General features: G+C 63.2%; 2 protein-coding genes. Both read left to right on the forward strand.

Translation table 11 applies throughout. The annotated features are described in order from the left end of the window. Positions 1 to 261: 261 nt before the first annotated feature. Positions 262 to 939, forward strand: coding sequence for a hypothetical protein (locus DFR74_RS35230; protein ID WP_198161966.1), 678 nt, complete (start codon positions 262 to 264; stop codon positions 937 to 939). Positions 940 to 1041: 102 nt separating this feature from the next. Further along, positions 1042 to 1212: a hypothetical protein gene (locus tag DFR74_RS36510; RefSeq protein ID WP_157115936.1), complete on the forward strand. Its 171-nt coding sequence runs from the start codon at positions 1042 to 1044 to the stop codon at positions 1210 to 1212. The last annotated feature ends 100 nt before the right edge of the window (positions 1213 to 1312 follow it).

Here is a 1312-nt window from a genome sequence, read left to right on the forward strand (position 1 = left end):
CGCCCAGTCCTCCACGTTCAGCACCTCATGATCGTTCACGGGGTGGGTCAGCATTCACCCGGAATCTGAGGGTCAGTCTTCAGGCGGAAGCGACAAATCACCGCGCAACCGGTGACCGCGTCCGCTCCTTGCGTCCGCTCGGGCCCGTGGCTCATTTCCTCCGAAAGGTGACTGGTTGTGCAGCGAATCGTTCAAATGTCGGGTGGCATAGGCTCATTCACGACCGCCATCAGGGTCATCGAGCGGTTCGGACCCGCTGAGGTGACGCTCTTGTTCGCCGATACGCTGGCCGAGGACCCGGACCTGTACCGGTTCCTGTCCGACGCGGTCGACTACCTCAGCGTTCCATTCGTGCGCGTGTGCGACGGCCGAACCCCCTGGAAAGTGTTCGCCGACACTCGATACCTCGGCAACTCCAGGATCGCGCCGTGCTCACGCCATCTCAAACAGGTACCGTGCCGACGCTGGCTCACCGCCAACACCGACCCCGCCGACACCGTCCTCTACGTCGGCCTCGACTCCACGGAATCCCGTCGCGAACCCGGTGTAGTCCGCGGCTGGGCGCCATGGCACGTAGAGTTCCCAATGCTCGAAGCGCCCTTCCTGACCAAAGATCAGATGCTCGAGGACTGCCGAGCACGAGGACTCATACCACCGCGGCTCTACGACCTGGGCTACAGCCACAACAACTGCGGCGGCGTCTGCGTGCGCGCCGGTCAACGACAATGGCGGCACACGCTACGGCTCTTCCCGGATCGCTTCGCCGATGCCGAACGGCACGAAGCAGCCCTGCGGCGTGTCCTCGGTGACCGCACGATCCTCACCGAACAGCGCCACGGTGTGAAATACTCTCTACCACTCAGCGAACTACGCCGCCGAGCCCTCTCGCGCACCGGCCGCCGCAGCCGCCCACTGCCAGCCTCGCCCAGTGCTCGATGAAACGAGGTGGTGGATGTCGGATTTCGATTCCCGCTGGCTTGTCCATAGCCGGTCATTGATCGGCTGGGTACCGAACGAGACATCGCCTGGGAGAATCGATGTATGACCGATTCGTTGGACTGCGGCGATATGCCTGAATTACCTGAGCAGATCACGCTCGCGTCGTTGTTCGCTGGCGCCATCAGCCCGGAAAACAGGCTCACCGACGATGAACGCGACACATCCTTCCGTCGCGACCACACCCCGGCCGAACCTATCCACTTCGGCGAATAGTCCCGGGTTGCGTCCGGCAGGGTGGTGTATCAGCCGGATCGTCCGGTGTGACCGGCGTGTCGTAGCCGGAAAGGAGATGGCCACCGCGTGATCCTTCAAG

It is taken from the genome of Nocardia puris (genome assembly GCF_003315035.1).
In the GTDB taxonomy this organism is placed as follows: Bacteria; Actinomycetota; Actinomycetes; order Mycobacteriales; family Mycobacteriaceae; genus Nocardia; species Nocardia puris.